General features: G+C 45.5%; 15 protein-coding genes. 7 read left to right on the top strand and 8 right to left on the bottom strand.

Annotated elements, in window-relative coordinates:
- Both J4N44_RS26770 and J4N44_RS26775 read right to left on the bottom strand, forming a co-directional pair.
- Positions 1 to 669 carry a hypothetical protein gene (locus J4N44_RS26770; RefSeq protein ID WP_110414913.1) on the bottom strand — a complete coding sequence of 223 codons (669 nt, stop codon included), beginning with the start codon at positions 667 to 669 and terminating at the stop codon, positions 1 to 3.
- Between the two features lie 84 nt (positions 670 to 753).
- A complete protein-coding gene (locus J4N44_RS26775) occupies positions 754 to 1,674 on the bottom strand; it encodes a LysR family transcriptional regulator (RefSeq protein ID WP_017818314.1) in 921 nt (306 codons plus the stop codon).
- 119 nt (positions 1,675 to 1,793) lie between these two features.
- Here J4N44_RS26775 and J4N44_RS26780 point away from each other — a divergent pair, with 119 nt between their 5' ends.
- The 3 genes from J4N44_RS26780 (at position 1,794) to rodA (ending at position 5,262) form a co-directional block, all read left to right on the top strand.
- Positions 1,794 to 2,843 (top strand): HlyD family secretion protein, encoded by a 1,050-nt coding sequence (locus J4N44_RS26780; protein ID WP_050908376.1) that lies wholly within the window; start codon positions 1,794 to 1,796, stop codon positions 2,841 to 2,843.
- Between the two features lie 10 nt (positions 2,844 to 2,853).
- Positions 2,854 to 3,864: a DUF2955 domain-containing protein gene (locus J4N44_RS26785; RefSeq protein ID WP_252045493.1), complete on the top strand. Its 1,011-nt coding sequence runs from the start codon at positions 2,854 to 2,856 to the stop codon at positions 3,862 to 3,864.
- 315 nt (positions 3,865 to 4,179) lie between these two features.
- Positions 4,180 to 5,262: a rod shape-determining protein RodA gene (gene rodA, locus J4N44_RS26790; protein WP_252045494.1), complete on the top strand. Its 1,083-nt coding sequence runs from the start codon at positions 4,180 to 4,182 to the stop codon at positions 5,260 to 5,262.
- An 83-nt stretch (positions 5,263 to 5,345) separates the two neighbouring features.
- Here rodA and J4N44_RS26795 read toward each other — a convergent pair whose 3' ends face one another.
- The 3 genes from J4N44_RS26795 to J4N44_RS26805 form a co-directional block, all read right to left on the bottom strand.
- Positions 5,346 to 6,062 (bottom strand): YebC/PmpR family DNA-binding transcriptional regulator, encoded by a 717-nt coding sequence (locus J4N44_RS26795; RefSeq protein ID WP_017189799.1) that lies wholly within the window; start codon positions 6,060 to 6,062, stop codon positions 5,346 to 5,348.
- A 135-nt stretch (positions 6,063 to 6,197) separates the two neighbouring features.
- Positions 6,198 to 6,407 (bottom strand): DUF3283 family protein, encoded by a 210-nt coding sequence (locus tag J4N44_RS26800; RefSeq protein ID WP_005448858.1) that lies wholly within the window; start codon positions 6,405 to 6,407, stop codon positions 6,198 to 6,200.
- Positions 6,408 to 6,501: 94 nt separating this feature from the next.
- Positions 6,502 to 8,427: an ATP-binding protein gene (locus tag J4N44_RS26805; RefSeq protein ID WP_252045495.1), complete on the bottom strand. Its 1,926-nt coding sequence runs from the start codon at positions 8,425 to 8,427 to the stop codon at positions 6,502 to 6,504.
- A 68-nt stretch (positions 8,428 to 8,495) separates the two neighbouring features.
- Here J4N44_RS26805 and J4N44_RS26810 point away from each other — a divergent pair, with 68 nt between their 5' ends.
- A complete protein-coding gene (locus J4N44_RS26810) occupies positions 8,496 to 9,251 on the top strand; it encodes a substrate-binding periplasmic protein (protein WP_017189801.1) in 756 nt (251 codons plus the stop codon).
- 95 nt (positions 9,252 to 9,346) lie between these two features.
- Here the strand turns inward: J4N44_RS26810 and ribA are convergent, their stop codons facing one another.
- Both ribA and J4N44_RS26820 read right to left on the bottom strand, forming a co-directional pair.
- Positions 9,347 to 10,405 carry a GTP cyclohydrolase II gene (gene ribA, locus J4N44_RS26815; RefSeq protein ID WP_009702145.1) on the bottom strand — a complete coding sequence of 353 codons (1,059 nt, stop codon included), beginning with the start codon at positions 10,403 to 10,405 and terminating at the stop codon, positions 9,347 to 9,349.
- Between the two features lie 166 nt (positions 10,406 to 10,571).
- Entirely contained in the window at positions 10,572 to 10,769 is a 198-nt protein-coding gene (locus J4N44_RS26820; protein WP_005448843.1) for a PA3496 family putative envelope integrity protein, read from the bottom strand.
- 361 nt (positions 10,770 to 11,130) lie between these two features.
- Here J4N44_RS26820 and J4N44_RS26825 point away from each other — a divergent pair, with 361 nt between their 5' ends.
- Genes J4N44_RS26825 through J4N44_RS26835 form a run of 3 tightly spaced genes read left to right on the top strand, consistent with a single transcriptional unit; the run spans position 11,131 to position 13,381 of the window.
- Positions 11,131 to 11,985 (top strand): ABC transporter ATP-binding protein, encoded by an 855-nt coding sequence (locus tag J4N44_RS26825; RefSeq protein ID WP_050908194.1) that lies wholly within the window; start codon positions 11,131 to 11,133, stop codon positions 11,983 to 11,985.
- Entirely contained in the window at positions 11,982 to 12,914 is a 933-nt protein-coding gene (locus tag J4N44_RS26830) for an ATP-binding cassette domain-containing protein (RefSeq protein WP_017818310.1), read from the top strand. The genes J4N44_RS26825 and J4N44_RS26830 overlap by 4 nt, the downstream gene beginning before the upstream one ends.
- Positions 12,914 to 13,381, top strand: a complete 468-nt coding sequence (locus J4N44_RS26835; protein WP_005448840.1) for a hypothetical protein — start codon at positions 12,914 to 12,916, stop codon at positions 13,379 to 13,381. Before J4N44_RS26830 ends, J4N44_RS26835 begins: the two co-directional genes overlap by 1 nt.
- Positions 13,382 to 13,704: 323 nt before the next feature.
- Here J4N44_RS26835 and J4N44_RS26840 read toward each other — a convergent pair whose 3' ends face one another.
- Positions 13,705 to 15,675: a replication initiator protein RctB domain-containing protein gene (locus tag J4N44_RS26840; protein WP_152163981.1), complete on the bottom strand. Its 1,971-nt coding sequence runs from the start codon at positions 15,673 to 15,675 to the stop codon at positions 13,705 to 13,707.
- Between the last annotated feature and the right edge of the window lie 826 nt (positions 15,676 to 16,501).

Genomic DNA, 16,501 nt, shown 5'->3' on the forward strand with positions numbered 1-16,501 from the left:
CTAATATTTCGCTAGCAGCGCTTTTGCGGTTTGCGTTTCTAAATTGCTGTCACCCAACTGCTCCATCTGCGCTAACCATATTTTGGCTTGTTGAACGTCTTCAGCGCGCAGCGCTGCTTCAATGGCATAACGGTAAATCCATGAAGTAGCCGCAAAAGGTTGCTGACTAAAACTCGGTTCATCGAGCAGAGAAAGGTACAGCTCGTAGCCGCGCTCAAAGTGATTGAACATGTCTGGCAGAGAGGTAAAGGTAGTGGCTGCCATGGCGGTAGCTAGCTGGTATTCAGGTAAGCCTTGTAAGCGTTGTTGCTCTTGCAGTGGTACTGGCTGATTCGCCATTAGGTCCAAACCTTTTTGGATTGTGGCAAGACCGCGCTCGGTGAACTTCATCTTGTTCCAAGGCATAAACGCCTCACGACCTTGCAACGTCTCCGCACTGCCCAAGTAAACCAAGGTCACCGGCGTTGCGCCTTGCTCTTCGAGTTGTTTGGATAATTCGCCGTAAACGGTATCAACTAAGCCAGAGTCACCCTGCGCTGCTTGGTTGAATTGACTGAGTGTGCGCTCGCTTGGGTTAGCCAGAGCCAAATTGCTGCTGAGTGCAAATGCGGCGATAAACGTACTTGCCAGTTTAAGAGCTTTGATTGAGCGAGATAGAGAAACCATCATGTACTGTCCTTAGTTGAACGTGATTTGATGGTTTCAGATTAAGGGAGAAGATCGCACGCTGCTTTTGCATGCGACCAATGGCAGTTATATGGAGTGAATGGTATTGAGAGAGGATGAATGGTTTCGCTCCTCTGAAGCCTGCAAAATCGCTTCGACCATTAAGGTCAGCGCTTTAGGCTGATAGTTACGCTGACGATAAACCAAATAGGCTTCGCGATCCCCGCGGCTGTAGGATGTTGCGACGCGCACGAGATTCAATTCAGGCTTAACGTGGCGTAATGGGATCGACGCAATTCCCAAACCGTTTTCCACCGCTTTGATCACCGCGGTGATGTCATTGACCACTAAACGCGGCTTGCAGTTGAGCATGTCCACCAGCTTGTCTTGCTGATAGATAGGCACTTGTGTGGTGTGTGTGCTGGCTACCCAGTCTTGCTTGGCTAAATCTTGTAAGGTTTCAATATTGCCGCCCGCTTGCGCTAGATATTCAGGGCTAACAAAGAAAGCGTGCTCTACTTTAAACAATGGGCGCGCGATCATATCGTCCAAACCATCCAAATCGAACGTCACCACCAGATCGCGATCGGTTTCTGGAATCGAATTCACTTGGCTAAGCAGAAGATCAATGGTCACTTTTGGATAGGTTTTGATGTAATCCTCAACCACCTTATCGACTAAGTCATTGTAAAAGCGGCTTGGCATCACCAGTCGGATTCGCCCCTCCACTTCTTGGCTTTGCTGATTGAGCTGCAAGATGCCGGATTCAATCTGCGCCATCGCACTGCTGAGCTGATCAAACGCCTGTAAGCCTGTCTCGGTTGCCACCAACTCACGTCCTTTCTTCTCCAGCAATCTCAATCCTAAGCGCGCTTCCAGCGCCGATAAACGACGAGACATAGTAGAGACCGGCAGTTCGAGCTTTTTCGCCGCCGCGAGCAGAGAGCCTTGCTCAACCACTGAGCAAAACAGGTACAGATCATCAACGTTTCCAAATATGGAATTCATACTTCTTCCATTGGTTATTTTTTCCAATTTTAGATGAGTATAACCTAGCCCACGTAGAAAAGAGACCCGAATATGCCGTGAACGCGGCGCGTAATAACGAATGAATACTAGGTACAGACGTGAAAGAAAATTTTTATAAATACGCGATATACACTGTTTTTTCAGCGGCTGCTTTGTTCTCCGCTTTTTTAGTCACCTCAGACAATGTTTCCCCTTTCACCACCCAAGCGACACTGCATCGTAATGTCGCAACCATTGCGCCGGAAGTATCTGGTGTGATTACGGATGTGATGGTGAATAACGGTGAATTGGTTGAAAAAGGTCAGCCACTGTTTGCTATCGATGCCAGCAGCTACCAATTGAAAGTGGCACAAGCCAAAGCCGAACTGCGCCAAGCACGTGAATCAGATTCCGCGAAATGGCAACAATTGGCAGCAGCGAAACAAACCCAAAGCCAACGCGAGTTCGAATACCACAACGCGAAGCAAAAACTGACGCGTAACCAAAAACTGCGCAACAAAGGGCTGGCAACTGAGCAAGAGCTTGATGACGCGATCACCAATACACAAGTCGCCAGCAGCGCGGTTGAAGCAGCGAACGCAGAAGTGAAACGCATTGAGGCAGAGCTTTCTACTCAAGACCGTACAGCGGCTATTGAATTGGCAGAAGCAAAACTTGCCAGTGCGGAGCTCGACTTAAGCCATACCCAAATCGTGGCGCAAACTGAAGGCGTGGTAACGAACTTGCAACTGCAATCAGGCAGCTACATCACACAAGGCACAGCTTCGTTGCTGCTGGTGGACGAAGCTCATGCGTGGATCAGTGCGGACTTCAACGAAAAAGGCATTGATAAGCTAACTAATGGTCGCGAAGTGTTGGTGTCCTTCGATGCGCTACCAGGCAAAGTATTTAGTGGTGAAGTCAGCAGCCAAGAGCGTGCGATTTACGATACCAACAATGCTAATGGGCAGCTTTCTAGCGTGACCAATGATACTCGTTGGATCCGTGAGCAACAGAAAGTGCGTACTCGCATTACAGTTAACGAGTTGGATCCTTCTATGATTTCTGGTTCACGAGCAAGTGTGATCGTTGAAAGCGGCAATCCAATCATGGATGTCATTGGCTCAGCTTGGATTCACTTGGTAGCGATGTTCCGCTACATCTACTAGGGGGTGAACCATGTGGACCTTCGAAAGCCTGTTTCAAAGTCGTTCTGAGCGCAATGAAGCACTGCGTGTCGCCCTTACTGTGACAATTTGTATGGTGCTAGGCAAACTGCTGAACCTTGATTCTCCAGTTTATCTGGCGCTGTACCCAACCATCATCATGACCAAGAACAAAGACTATTCTTGGCTTGGTCTGCTTCGCACCTTGCTACCTACGTTATTAGCAGCAAGTACAGCATTGGTGGTAACTGAAGTGTTTTCGCAGCATCCGTTTGTGGTGTGGACCATTAGCTTGTTCTTCTTCGACTTTATGCGCCGCAGAGCGACCACACCGCCGAAGAAAGGTCAGATGCTAATGCCAACCTTCAACTGGATTCTGATTGTGGTGTTTGCTCAGCATACCACCATGGACATGCCAATGCGCATTCATGAAATCTTGCTGTCGATGCTGATTACCATGGTCGTCGCGAAAACCATGGTAGCTCTATTCCCTGTTGAACGTGGCGGCAAACCACCAGCATTTGAAGAAGAGCCTGTTACGTTTGAGAACCGAGCGATTTCACTCGCGTTGATTGGGCTTGGGGTGGCGTTCTTGATGATTGTCGACATCATCTCAGCAACGTTTTGTTTGGTGCCAGTGATTGCCGCTGCAACTCAAACCACACACAAAAGCTTTATCGACGTGGTTGATCGCCGTTTTCAAACTCAGGTGGGCGGCTGTGCATTAGCTGTAGTGTTCACCTTACTAATGGCTGGGCATCAGTCCACGTTCGGTTACTACACCATCGTATTAGGTCTGCTTGCCTTTATGATCACCGCATCAATGGCAAAAGCGAAAGGTTCAGCCAAAGACGTTCATGCTGATGCATTGTTGGCGACCATGCTGCCGATTCAGCTGTACATGACCAGCAGCGAACTGGGCTTGGAAAGCACCTTCCTTCGAGCTTGGGAGCTCACCGTGACTTTGTTTGTGCTGTGGGCGTTGTACCATTTCACGCACAAGCCAGAAAAAGCCCAAGCCTAATCGTGCCATCGCCTTAAGTGCTCAATACTTAAGGCGACTCTTGTTCTTATCGCGCTCATTTCATTGCGCTGTCTGTACCAATTTCCATTTCAACCTCATAAAAAGTGTGGCGTAAAACCTCAGCCTAGTGTATTTATCCATCCCACGGCTTTCCAGGTCAGCTTACCCATAACAGGCGGCGTCGCACACTCCTCTTTTGCACACCTTTGCGTGGTGTCTGTTATCTCCAAATTGGATTCTTAGCATCGGAATAGTTTGAGCTCGCAGAGTTCTGGTTGTTTTCGCCCCGCGTTGGGCGTTTTTAGGTTGTAGAAGATGAACAAGCGTTTCTTCCCTAGGATTGATTTGCCACTGCTGATGGCGATCATTCCGATCATGCTATTGAGTTCACTCACTCTCTGGAGTGCCAGTGGATTTAATGAAGCTATGCTATTTAAGCACCTCGCTCGATGCGGTTTGACGCTGGTGTGTATTTTGGTCATGTCGTCGATTCCTGCGTCCAGTTATCAACGTTCAGCGCCTTATTTGTATCTGGTTGCAGTTTCTCTCTTGGCGGCCGTTGCCCTGTTTGGCGATAGCACCAATGGCTCACAGCGTTGGCTCGATATCGGCTTCTTCCGCTTTCAACCCTCTGAGCTGATCAAGCTCTCCATTCCCATTATGATCGCGTGGATGCTGCATCTAGAAGGTGGGCGACCAGACATTCGCAAAATTGCTTTCTGTTTGCTGATAACCTTTGTGCCTGCGGGCTTGATTGCCTTACAACCAGACTTGGACGGCGCTATCTTCACCGTGATTTACGCGTTGTTTGTGCTGTTCTTTGCAGGCATGAGCTGGAAGATAATTGGCGGCTTTTTGGTGAGCATTCTAACGCTGGCACCAATACTTTGGTTCTTTGTGATGGAAGCGTATCAAAAGAGCCGTGTAACGCAGTTCTTGCATCCAGAGTCTGATCCACTGGGTTCAGGCTACCAAATCATCCAATCATTGATTGCGATTGGTTCTGGCGGCATGAAAGGTAAAGGCTGGATGAATGCTACTCAAGGTACGTTAGGGTTTATTCCAGAGAGCCATACCGACTTCATCTTTTCGACCTACGCAGAAGAATGGGGATTTATTGGTTGTGTGGTGTTGTTAGCGTTGTATTTATTCATTACGGCGCGTGTGATGCTGCTAGCGTGCCAATCTGAGCATTTCTTCAATCGCTTAGTGAGTGGCGCATTGGCGATGAGCTTCTTCCTCTATGCCTTCATCAACACCGGCATGGTAAGTGGCTTGTTACCAGTAATGGGCAGTCCACTGCCGTTCTTTAGCTACGGTGGTACGGCGATGCTGACTCAAGGCATCTGTTTTGGCGTGATCATGTCGCTGTGTTATTCCAAGTACCGAAACACTTAAACGCTAGTCACGATAGAAATGACAAACAACACGATCAAAAAAGGCTTCCCTCGGGAAGCCTTTTTTACAACTAATGAACCGAATTATAGTTCGCCGTTGTGGTATACCTGTTGAACGTCGTCACAGTCATCTAGAAGGTCTAGGAACTTCTGGAATTTCTCTGCGTCTTCGCCTGTTACTGGCGTGTTCGTTTGCGGTACGAATGTGATTTCTTCAACGTCGATCGTTAGATCTGGGAATGCACCGTTAAGCGCAGTTTTTGTTTTGAAGAACTCTGTGTGAGGTGCGAATACAGTGATAACACCATCTTCTAGCTCAACGTCAGTAACGTCCACATCTTCCATCATCAGCGTTTCTAGGATGATTTCATCATCTTCGCCTTTGAACTGGAATACCGCTTGGTGATCGAACATGTGAGAAACAGAACCTTCAACACCAATTTTCGCACCCACTTTAACAAAGCATTGGCGAACGTCTTGGAATGTACGGTTACCGTTGTCTGTTAGACAGTCTACGATCACGCTTGTGCCGCCAGGACCAAAGCCTTCGTAACGTGCTGGAGTGTAGTCTTCACCACCGCCGCCGTTCGCTTTGTCGATCGCTTTATCGATAACGTGTGCAGGAACTTGGTCTTTTTTCGCTTTTGCGATCAGGTGCTTCAGAGACAAGTTCATGTCTGGATCACCACCACCGTTTTTCGCGCACATGTAAATTTCTTTACCGTATTTGGAATAAACTTTAATTTTTGCGCCTGCAGTTTTCGCCATAGAGGCTTTGCGCACTTCAAAACTTCTTCCCATCGGGATGTCTCTCTAAATTCAAATTTAATGCGAAGGATTTTAGCAAAGAGTGAACAGTTTTACCTTTCACCTTGCAAAGGAATGGGGAGGAAACCTCATTCGCCGCTGTGGTTTACACCAGAGCCACGGTTCGCTTTATGCGACACCCATTACTCGTTTGTACTTATCGACCGCCTGTTGAAAAAACACTTTCTCGTCAGCGTCGTTAATCTTAGACAGCTGTTCGTCTATTACCTCAGGACCAGATTTCGCTTCTTTAAGCTTCCAAACTAAAAACGACGCTTGTTTATCAAGCTCGACTTTGTTTTTCTCGTCAGGCGGCAACAGGGATAGATTGAACGACATTCACAGCCTCAAGGTACTTTAATAAATACTAGCCGCGCACTATAGCACACAGATTTGACTTTTAAGAAGTGAAACGCACTTTACTTGATCAATTTCAAGTTGCTTGTTTTGGATTCGATCGTGTTTGCAAGGAGTCTGGTAGATATCGCTCAAAGATTTGCTGTAACCGTTCTTTCGTCACTGGCTTAGCAACAAACTCATTCATGCCAACATCAAAACAGCGCTTTTGATCTTCCTTGATGACATTCGCACTCAAAGCAATGATCGGCACTTGCTGTCCCCACTCATCCATCTTGCGAATGTTTTCAGTGGCAATAAATCCATCCATCACTGGCATTTGACAGTCCATCAATATCAAATCGAATTTATGCGCTTGGCATTGCTGGAGCGCTTCTTCTCCATGTTCGGCAACATTCACCTGCATTCCGAGTTTTTCTAGCATCATGCGTACCACTTTCTGGTTCACTGCCGTGTCTTCCACCACCAGAATCCAAGGTTTCCCCTCGTCTTTGGCTGAGTTAATACACTCAGAAGTGATGGCATTACTCTCACCATTCGGAAAATCGAACACATTTGGTGTCTGAGGAGAAATAGCCTTTTCACTGACGATATTGAGTGGAATAGTAAATTCAAAACAACTGCCTAGACCGGGTTCACTGGTCAGACGGATTTCTCCGCCCATCACTTCGACCAAACTACTGCAAATCGCTAAACCCAAACCAGTACCGCCGTACTTACGAGTGGTACTGCCATCAGCTTGCTGAAACTTCTCAAACACCGCTTGTTGGTTCTCTTTGGCAATCCCAATACCCGAGTCCACAACACGAAAATGCACGCTGGCAACCCCCTCTTCTCGGCTCACCTGCGACACCATTAACTTAACATGCCCGCGCTCTGTGAACTTCACCGCGTTACTGAGCAGATTGCTTAACACTTGTTTGAGTCTGCCAACATCCCCTTCGACTTCTAAAGGTAACTGAGGGTCGATATCACAAACCAGTTGAAGACCTTTTTGTTGAGCTTTGACAGTATGAAGACGCCCGACCTCGTGAAGTAAATCGAGTAGATTGTAGGTCGTGGTTTCTAACTCAATCTTACCCGCTTCAATTTTGGAAAAGTCGAGGATGTCGTCGATGATGACCATCAACGAGTTGGAAGAGCTGTTAATGATAGAAACGAAATCTTTTTGTTGATCATCGAGTTTGGTATCTCCGAGCAACGAAGCGATACCGATAATCCCGTTCATTGGCGTACGAATTTCATGGCTCATGGTGGCAAGAAACTCGCTTTTCTTACGGTTTGCCACTTCAGCTTTGTCACGCGCCTCTTCGATTTCAGCTTGGTGTTCTTTCACACGCTCAACACTTCGGTTGTATTTGCGTTCCAACAAACTCACTTCATCAAAGAACCAACGTTTTGGCAATGTCACTTTACTTGGTACATGACCGCCACTGAAATCGCTCACCGCACCGGAGAGCAACTCTAGTGGTTTCACCATCAAACGAAATGCCACCCATAAAACACCAATGATGAGTAAGAAGATCTTGATCGCTTCCGCGATCACGAGAAAAAAGAAGGTTTGCCATAACCCTTGATAGATCGAGCTAAGATCTGATTGCACCGTCACTTCGGCAAGATCATAAATTTTCGTCCCCATTTCGTATTTCAACGGCCATTGACGCTCGATCCGATCTTCCGTTAATGCGCTACCTAGTTCGAAGATCACTTCATCTGGGGTGGCAATTCTTAGATAGTCCACAGAGGGTAGGCGCATTGCGCCTTCAGCCTGAGTGCGTAACAGTTCTCTATCTTCAACCCACAAACTGGCAGAGAAACTGGACAGGTAGCTGGTTTTTACCTGTTCAAGTTCTACATCTAGGCGAGCGAGATCATCGTTGAAATCACGATAAAGGCTGATCGAAGAGATGATCACGGTAAAGATTAAACTCAACGCAAAAATCGCCAGCATCAATTGATTTCCGATACTAAATCGGCGTTGAGCTCGCTCTTTTATCTCCATATGAAATCGCTCCCTTAAACTTGCGCTACTATAAATATAGTCACGTCACGACAATAATCGAGGTTAGGATGAAAGGACTCTTACGTACATTAGGCTTTAGTTTTATGGCCTTAAGCTCATACTCTATGGCAAGCGAAGTGAATTATTACGTAATTGCTGAGCAAGCCCGCCCATTTCAAATAGAGCAGCAAGGAGAGCAACACTCTGGAATTGTGACTGATATCGTCAGTGCCATCTTTGCAGAATCCGATTACGAAGTGAAATACCACACCTACCCATTCAAGCGCATGATTTCGGTACTCGAAGCGGGCGGCGAGGAAAACTGGGTCACTTATGGCAGCCCGAATTGGGGGAAAGTGCAATCGGAAAACCTCTCTGAACAGCCTATTTACACTGTAAAACACGTACTCGTGTCCAGCAGCAAAGCGCCATTCAAATTTAGCGATATGCAGCATATGCAAGGTCGTTCTATCGTACTGCTGCTTGGCTTCGATTATCCTAACCTTAGCCCATTCTTTGAAAACGGCACCGTCAATGAAATGCGCGTCAAAGACTACGACGCTGCTTATCGCGTTCTGCAACGAACTCCTGGTGATACCGCCTTCGTCGAAATGGAATCGCGCGTGGTATACAACATCAAACGCCTAGAGTTGCCAATGGGAGACTTCCAGATCCAATCTTTCAGTTCAATCATCCCTGACTACTCCATCTATTTGGCTTTCTCTCCAGAGATGAATCCAAAAGTACAGAGCTTCATCAATAAACGCTTAGCGGAGCTTAAAAATTCAGGAAAAATCGACGACATCATCAAAAAATACATCTAATCACTCACGCTTGACCAATCATAAAAAGCCGCCAGCTTGGATAAGCTGGCGGTTTTATTTTTATTTCATCTCTGCAACTAATCTTGTTCGAGCGCTTAATCTTGTTCAACAAATTTGGGGTCAAACATGTGACCGAGCTTATTGGCTTTGGTTTGCAGATAATGTTGGTTATGCGGGTTATTGCCCTCTTGCAGTGGCACTCTTTCTATCACGTTGATGTTCACCTTCGTCAGCGCTGCAAGCTTACGTGGATTGTTGGTCATCAAACGTACTTCATCGATTCCAAGATGCTCCAGCATCCCTTTGCAAAACGCGTAGTCACGCATATCTGCGGCAAAGCCAAGACGTTCATTGGCTTCGACCGTGTCTGCGCCTTCGTCTTGCAAGTGATACGCACGAATCTTGTTGATTAAGCCAATCCCCCTGCCCTCTTGGCGCAGATAAAGCAGCACACCGCAGCCTTCTTCGACAATGTTTTGCAATGCACGGTTAAGCTGGAAGCCGCAATCACAACGCGTACTGAACAGCGCATCACCAGTTAAGCATTCTGAATGCAGGCGAATCAGCGGCGCTTTACTGTTTGCTGGGTCGCCATACACCAAGGCGAGATGTTCTTTTCCTGTCGCGTTCTCGATAAAACCATGCATGATAAACGTGCCCCATTGAGTTGGCAGTTTGGCTTTATCGACAAAGCGAACCAGACTATATGGCTCTACATGTTTTAGTTCAGCACGTACGTTCATCAGAATCTCCCCTAAATGGTTTTCACCAGAGCCATCACCGCCATCGCCCCAGAAGGCATCTTTGTGCGAATGTTCGGTAAGACAGGCGTTTCCTGTCTGCATCAACTGTTTGGCAAGCTGAGGGTTTTGCAAAAACTTCTCACGGACGATAAACGCCATCACAGAAAGTTTGTCGTTATCCCAATCTTCTCGGACTAGGTGCTGATACTTACGGCTTAAAGCAAAGGCTTCGTCGGGGCTTTTCGCTAAGAGGATTTTGTTTTGCAGTTTGAGGTCACTGAATTTTTGAGCTTGATAATAATGTTCGCTGGTGGGCCAAGATTGGGTGGAAACTTTGATTGGAGCTTGGCAAAAGTTGGAGAGAAAACCGTGGGATTCATCGGGCTCATAGAAAAGGATCTGATCAACCATAATCGTACTCCTGACGTTGCTGTTTAATAGTCAACAAAAAGCATATTGCTATTGATATAAGCTTTAGTAACGCAGGGTAAGAAAGTCAAATAATTGGTTGTAAATCAGAAAAATGAAAAGGGCAGCCCTATGACTACCCCATGGTTTTTATACCGCAGTGTGAGAATTAGTGAATTAAGCCAAGTTCCCTTGCTTCTTCGATGCTCAAGCCGCTTTCACGGATTTCTCGAAGTGCTTCAATACGACGTCTTGCTTCGGCAGACTTCACGGTTTTCTCGGGTCTCACAACGGCTTCTTCTTCTGGGAGTTCCCATTTGTGAGCGATGTTGCTCATCTCTTCATGGTCGATAGAATTAATGGACATATTTCCTCCGAACACACCATGTTTTCGATGGGTAATCTATAGCAAACCCCCAATGCAGAGGTAAGAAAAACAGTGGGGAAATGTGACCCCTTTCGACCTTTCATTAACTCTTTAATAGATTCATCATTTAGTTTTTGCAAACCACGTTTTTAGCGTTTAGATTTGAAGAATTCCCCCTACGAAAAGTGAGCTGATCCAGCTCTCATTTTTCCCTCATAAATTCACACTTCCATAACGGAAAAAAATCTTTTTATTACACTCAACTTTCGAGTCACTTCACTGATTAGACGGTTTTATCTTTCGCAAACCTTACACACCTGATAATGATAATAATTATCTTTTGTATTGGTAAGGTGTAATTATGAGTGAACTTAACCTGAACCAGGCATTCCACTCTGATCCTGTTATTCAGATCAGAGACTTATGCGTGGACTACATCACTGATAACGGTGACTTCAATGCTGTTAAATCAGTGAGCTTTGATATTGGCAAGGGCGAAATATTTGGTCTGGCTGGAGAATCTGGCTGCGGCAAAAGTACCATTGCTTTCTCTATCAACCGTCTACACAAGCCGCCCGCGTTTATCTCTGGTGGACAAATTCTATTTGAAGGCAGAGACATCCTTCGCCTACCTGATAATGAGCTAAATACGCTACGCTGGAGCGAGATTGCGATGGTGTTCCAAAGTGCCATGAACTCGCTGAATCCGGTACTCACGGTTCAGGAACAATTTGCCGACGTATTACGCCACCACAAAGGGTTAACCAACGAGCAAGCCAAAGACCGCGCAGAGAAGCTTCTCGACTTGGTCAACATTCCGAGAAATCGTCTGGGAGAATACCCACACCAGTTCTCCGGAGGCATGCGTCAGCGTTTAGTGATTGCGATTGCCCTATCCCTCAATCCCAAATTGATCATCATGGATGAGCCAACCACAGCACTTGATGTAGTGGTTCAACGCGAAATCTTGCAGCAAATCTATCAGTTGCGTGACGAATTTGGTTTCTCTGTGCTCTTTATTACCCACGATTTAGCGCTCATGAGCCAATTGTGCGACCGCATTGCCATCATGCGCCACGGCAAGATTGTCGAAGTGAATAGTTCATACGAAATCCGCAATCATCCTCAACATGAATACACCCAAAAGCTATGGGCGTCATTCCCAAATATCCACGATGTACACAAACAACCGCAAACGGAAGGAGCACCAGCATGAGTGAACCGATCATCCAAATGAAAAACGTGATCAAGGAATTCAAAGTCGGTGGTGGTTTTGCCAAAGAAGAAACCTTCCGCGCGCTTCAGGGCGTGAGTTTTGATCTTTATGCAGGAAAGACCCTTGCTCTGGTAGGCGAGTCTGGTTGTGGGAAAAGTACCTGCGCTCGATTAATTACCAAAGTGTATCCAGCCAGTGATGGTGAAATCCTATTTAACGGGAAAAACGTCAACGATATTACCGCTCGTGCTGAGATTCAGGATTATCGCAGCAAGGTCCAAATGGTGTTTCAAGACCCGTTTGGCTCTTTAAACCCAACCCATACTATTCGTCATCATTTAACTCGCCCACTGAAGATTCATAAGCAGGTGAAGAGTGACAAAGAAATCCCAGCCAAGCTGTTAGAACTGCTGGATTTGGTCGAGCTGCCAGAGGAAACTCTGAACAAGTTCCCTCATGAACTTAGTGGCGGTCAACGTCAACGCGTCAATCTCGCGCGAGCTCTGGCGGTAGGCTCACAACTTATCCTTGCAGATGAGCCAACATCGATGCTGGATGTGTCGATTCGTTTGGGTGTGCTCAACCTAATGCAGCGCATGAAGAAAGAGCTTGGAATCGGATTTCTGTATATCACTCACGACCTTGCAACCGCACATTACATCGCCGAAGAAACCGCAGTAATGTACAAAGGACAGATCGTGGAGTGGGGAGACACTCAAGCGATCTTAAAGAACCCACAGCATCCGTACACTAAGTTGTTGATCTCTGCGGTGCCAGATCCTGATCTGCCGTTTGGCAACCTAGTGGAAAGTGAACCAAACTATTCAGTAGATGCCGATGAGATCCGTAATCGCAGCAGTGTTGTCGTTGAAGAATTCGATCAAATCGGACCAAATCACTTTGTAAAACAATGGACTGAGGCAGCTTAATGAATTTGATGACCTGGCAAGATCATATTTCAGATTGGTACGATAATCGGAAGCATGATCAAGTAGAAAGATTAGAAGCGATCTTATATCAAGCACCTGTTTCTGTATTTGGTCCAGAATTAACGGACGAACAGAGTAAAGCCATCGCTTGTTGGCTAGATGGCTGCCTAAGAGTCTTTCAATACGCTAGGCATCAAGACCATAAAAAAGCGTTTCAAATCCTACAGTACACCAGTGCAAAGCTAGAACACGCGGCTTGCCAACCGATGACCGATCTTCTAATCAAGGATTGGTGCCTCAAACGATTGCAACATTTGACCGTTTTGGCGTTGGAGTTTTGCAATCAACAGCACGATCAAAATGAGTGGCAGCAACAAGCAAGCAGCTTGATCGAGTCACACGTTGCGTTGATGCGATCGTTAAATTGGAATGAAACTAGGAAGCATGATCAAGGATTACGTCATTAATCCGGAAAGATGATCAAGGTTGCTTGTTTGTTCCGAATGGATTTTATGGATACAAAAGACAGGAATTTTAGATAAAAAAAAGCGAGTTTCTTGAGGAGAAACTCGCGAAGTCTATTCAGAATGAATGTAACAATATGAGCCAATCTATTAATCATCAGAAAGGACAAAAGGTTGTCTATTCGGGATAAATCTTAGTCTGCGCTCAGCGTTGCAATGTCAGTGGTTTGTAAGAGTTAAGTCTGATTTCCATCAGTGCAATTCATTGTTACATTCTGAATCAATTACTCATGCTTATCACTCAATAAGTATCCGCTTGGTTGATATCAGATCGCCATCTCATCAAGTGCTCTGAATACCATTTCATCCATATGACCTTCAAAGATCTGACGGCATACCTTACGACGGACAGCTAAGCCCGCAATCAAACGTTCAATGGTGAGATGTTTGACATCATTTTGGTTATTAAACAGTTCGACTGTCTTACTTAATGTCTCGTATGGAAGCGGTGCATCCCCTACTCTCAAGAAATCAAGCTTCTCAATGAAGTCAGAACACTCTTCTTTGATCGAGGCATACGAATGCCCTGTCATCGCCGATAAAGCCGTTATACTGCGTTCTAGAGCCTCTGGAGAGGTATATTTAGATAGAGTTATGGTTATCTCGTCAGCATTGATCTCTACCAAGTGCTTTTTCTGTTTCACTCGGCGACCTAAATTGCCACGTGGAGAAGGAGCTTTACGCTGAATAGGCTCAAATTCGCCGTCTATGATACCTGAGAGCTCATCTAGCTGCTGCCTGGTCACCATCTCATTGCGAAGTGGGTTTGGCAGTGTAGGCGCCATATTGCGCTTTCCTGCGTTGGTTGTACGAGCACGAGAATAACGCAGCACCTCTTCCACATCGCATTTGATGTCGATTTGGTAATCCATCACCTTGTCGTTTTCGATCATCGCTTCGATCGTCAAGTGATATCCCCAAAGATTCACAACAAAATGATCATCGCTCCCAGCCCCTTCCGATAGTCGTTTTAATTCACGGATCAGATCCATGGAGAAACGACGCCACTCAATATTGCGCGCTAATTTCTGGTTCAATTCGCTCAGCAACATGCAGTCCGTATGTCTACGTACCATGCGACTACGGAAGAATGAATACAGTTGGAACACCAAAGTGTGCTGCTTCAGAATTTCTGGTGGGAACAGGAAGAAATAATCTCGCGTAAGCAGTTCTTCGTAGAAGGATGGCTCCCAAACCAAGATATACAGATTCGGTTTAATACGAATTTCGCCATCAGCGCCTTCTGTTGGAGCCTCCTCCGATGCCGTGATAGTACGCGCTAAGAAACGGAAACGGTCACTCTTGAAGCCTTCAGGCATGTTCTCGCTAAGCCAACGCCCTGTCAGCTCATGCAATTGAAAATCGGTAAACTCGATACGATCGATGCTGTCACGAATGGAATCTCGTGCCGGACCGCTGTCTTTTTTGCCACGTAACGACAGAATATCAGTAATGTACAGAGGAGTTTTGTTTGGAACATGCGCCGCATCCATGTGGTACTGATCTTTGTGATGATCATGGTACTGCACCGTTAGAGTAAACAGAGCAAACAAAGTCATCAGATCATCTACCGTCATGATATTTTTAGACGATCGAGTTTCAATCACCGCTTTTGTGCCAGAGATCGACACCATGGATTTTTGATAACTTTTTCGAGTACGCGGTGGCGCGAGAGCTTGGTCGATGATCCCTGCCCAATTGGTTGGTGAAACAACAAATTGATCCGCTTCATCTTTCATCATCGGCGGAGTATTTAAACCATGTTCGTTCAGTAAACGTTTATTCACTTGAGTTTGTGCTAGCGCTTTAGAACGTTTTTGCTTTTCGTTTTGACGAACTTTTTCAGTTACTAAGCTGGTGGCACCTAAGGCTGAAATAAGTTGATTCGGGTTAACGAACTTATGCAGCATGGTTTTACCTGCGAGACCTTCTTCAAAACGCACTGGTGTTTGAGTAAACAAACCAATGTTAACGGCAGCACGCAGGCGCTGTTGTAATGCAGCTCTGGTCAATTGACCGTCTGTCGCTTCAACAATTTCAGTTGTAGATACCAAACCATCTTTGCTGCTGAACCCTCTTAAAGAGATCAGATTAAGTAACTCCAAGATGCTTTTGGTTACCCCTTTGAAGTGTTGGTATTGCTCTACCCAATCTGCAGAAGATTCGTGTACCTCAAAAAGGTGCCCATCCTTATGGCTTCTTGGCGCTTTAATCAGAATTTTTTCATCAGCCGTCATTTTAGATCCAGATCACACTAGCCGTAGTTTTGCTATGGTTCCGAAGGATAAAGAAAAACAGATCATAAATAAAGAAAAAATCTTGGGTTTTTAAATAACTGATCTTTCTGATTATTCTGATCTTAATTGATTATATGATCTAATGATCTGGAGATTTTTAGCGCTGTAAGCTTTTGTTTTGTAATGATATTTAAAAGTTCATTAACGGAACTATGATCATGATTATATCGAAACGATGATCAACATGAGCCGGAAAGCATGATCACAAAACGTCGTAAGCATGATCATTAAGTTTCTGAAAAGATGATCAAAACAGCCTTGAAACGATGATCATGATGTTTGTACAACTTATCCACAGATCCTAGCGGTTCAAATGGAAAACTTTCGGTTTCTGCATATTGAAACATTGGCATTTTACACTCGGATCGATGATCAAGAGAGAGGTTTTTTATCGTTCTGTTCATTGAGTTGGATATTATTTGCGCATGTGATGAAAACTTACTCTACTTTGCTGGTTGCGCCTCTTATTAATGATTAGCGTTAATTAAACGGAAGCATGATCATCAGATGAGTTTCTACATTTTGCATTCGCTTTGTTTTCATCGTTCCGTGATTTTATATTCGTTTTTGCCTCTATCCCCCTGTCTGTCTGCATTCTTCCGTAAATTAGCTTGAGAATTACATGCTTCCGAGTGGTTAATTCACTTGATCATTTTTCCGGTAAATTGATCCGTTTGAAAAATCGAACTGCAAGGTAAATGATGCGTTGATTTCCTTGATCATGCTTTCGATTCTTGTGTGAGTACCGGAAGTATGATCAAGAACT

Origin of the sequence: Vibrio sp. SCSIO 43155, from assembly GCF_023716605.1 — a bacterium.
Taxonomy (GTDB): Bacteria; Pseudomonadota; Gammaproteobacteria; order Enterobacterales; family Vibrionaceae; genus Vibrio; species Vibrio harveyi.

What these genes read in the sequence shown, in the direction of transcription:
- J4N44_RS26770 (WP_110414913.1), bottom strand. Translation starts at nt 669, where the DNA reads ATGATGGTTTCTCTATCTCGCTCAATCAAAGCTCTTAAACTGGCAAGT.
- J4N44_RS26775 (WP_017818314.1), bottom strand. Translation starts at nt 1,674, where the DNA reads ATGAATTCCATATTTGGAAACGTTGATGATCTGTACCTGTTTTGCTCA.
- J4N44_RS26785 (WP_252045493.1), top strand. Translation starts at nt 2,854, where the DNA reads ATGTGGACCTTCGAAAGCCTGTTTCAAAGTCGTTCTGAGCGCAATGAA.
- rodA (WP_252045494.1), top strand. Translation starts at nt 4,180, where the DNA reads ATGAACAAGCGTTTCTTCCCTAGGATTGATTTGCCACTGCTGATGGCG.
- J4N44_RS26795 (WP_017189799.1), bottom strand. Translation starts at nt 6,062, where the DNA reads ATGGGAAGAAGTTTTGAAGTGCGCAAAGCCTCTATGGCGAAAACTGCA.
- J4N44_RS26800 (WP_005448858.1), bottom strand. Translation starts at nt 6,407, where the DNA reads ATGTCGTTCAATCTATCCCTGTTGCCGCCTGACGAGAAAAACAAAGTC.
- J4N44_RS26805 (WP_252045495.1), bottom strand. Translation starts at nt 8,427, where the DNA reads ATGGAGATAAAAGAGCGAGCTCAACGCCGATTTAGTATCGGAAATCAA.
- J4N44_RS26810 (WP_017189801.1), top strand. Translation starts at nt 8,496, where the DNA reads ATGAAAGGACTCTTACGTACATTAGGCTTTAGTTTTATGGCCTTAAGC.
- ribA (WP_009702145.1), bottom strand. Translation starts at nt 10,405, where the DNA reads ATGGTTGATCAGATCCTTTTCTATGAGCCCGATGAATCCCACGGTTTT.
- J4N44_RS26820 (WP_005448843.1), bottom strand. Translation starts at nt 10,769, where the DNA reads ATGTCCATTAATTCTATCGACCATGAAGAGATGAGCAACATCGCTCAC.
- J4N44_RS26825 (WP_050908194.1), top strand. Translation starts at nt 11,131, where the DNA reads ATGAGTGAACTTAACCTGAACCAGGCATTCCACTCTGATCCTGTTATT.
- J4N44_RS26830 (WP_017818310.1), top strand. Translation starts at nt 11,982, where the DNA reads ATGAGTGAACCGATCATCCAAATGAAAAACGTGATCAAGGAATTCAAA.
- J4N44_RS26835 (WP_005448840.1), top strand. Translation starts at nt 12,914, where the DNA reads ATGAATTTGATGACCTGGCAAGATCATATTTCAGATTGGTACGATAAT.
- J4N44_RS26840 (WP_152163981.1), bottom strand. Translation starts at nt 15,675, where the DNA reads ATGACGGCTGATGAAAAAATTCTGATTAAAGCGCCAAGAAGCCATAAG.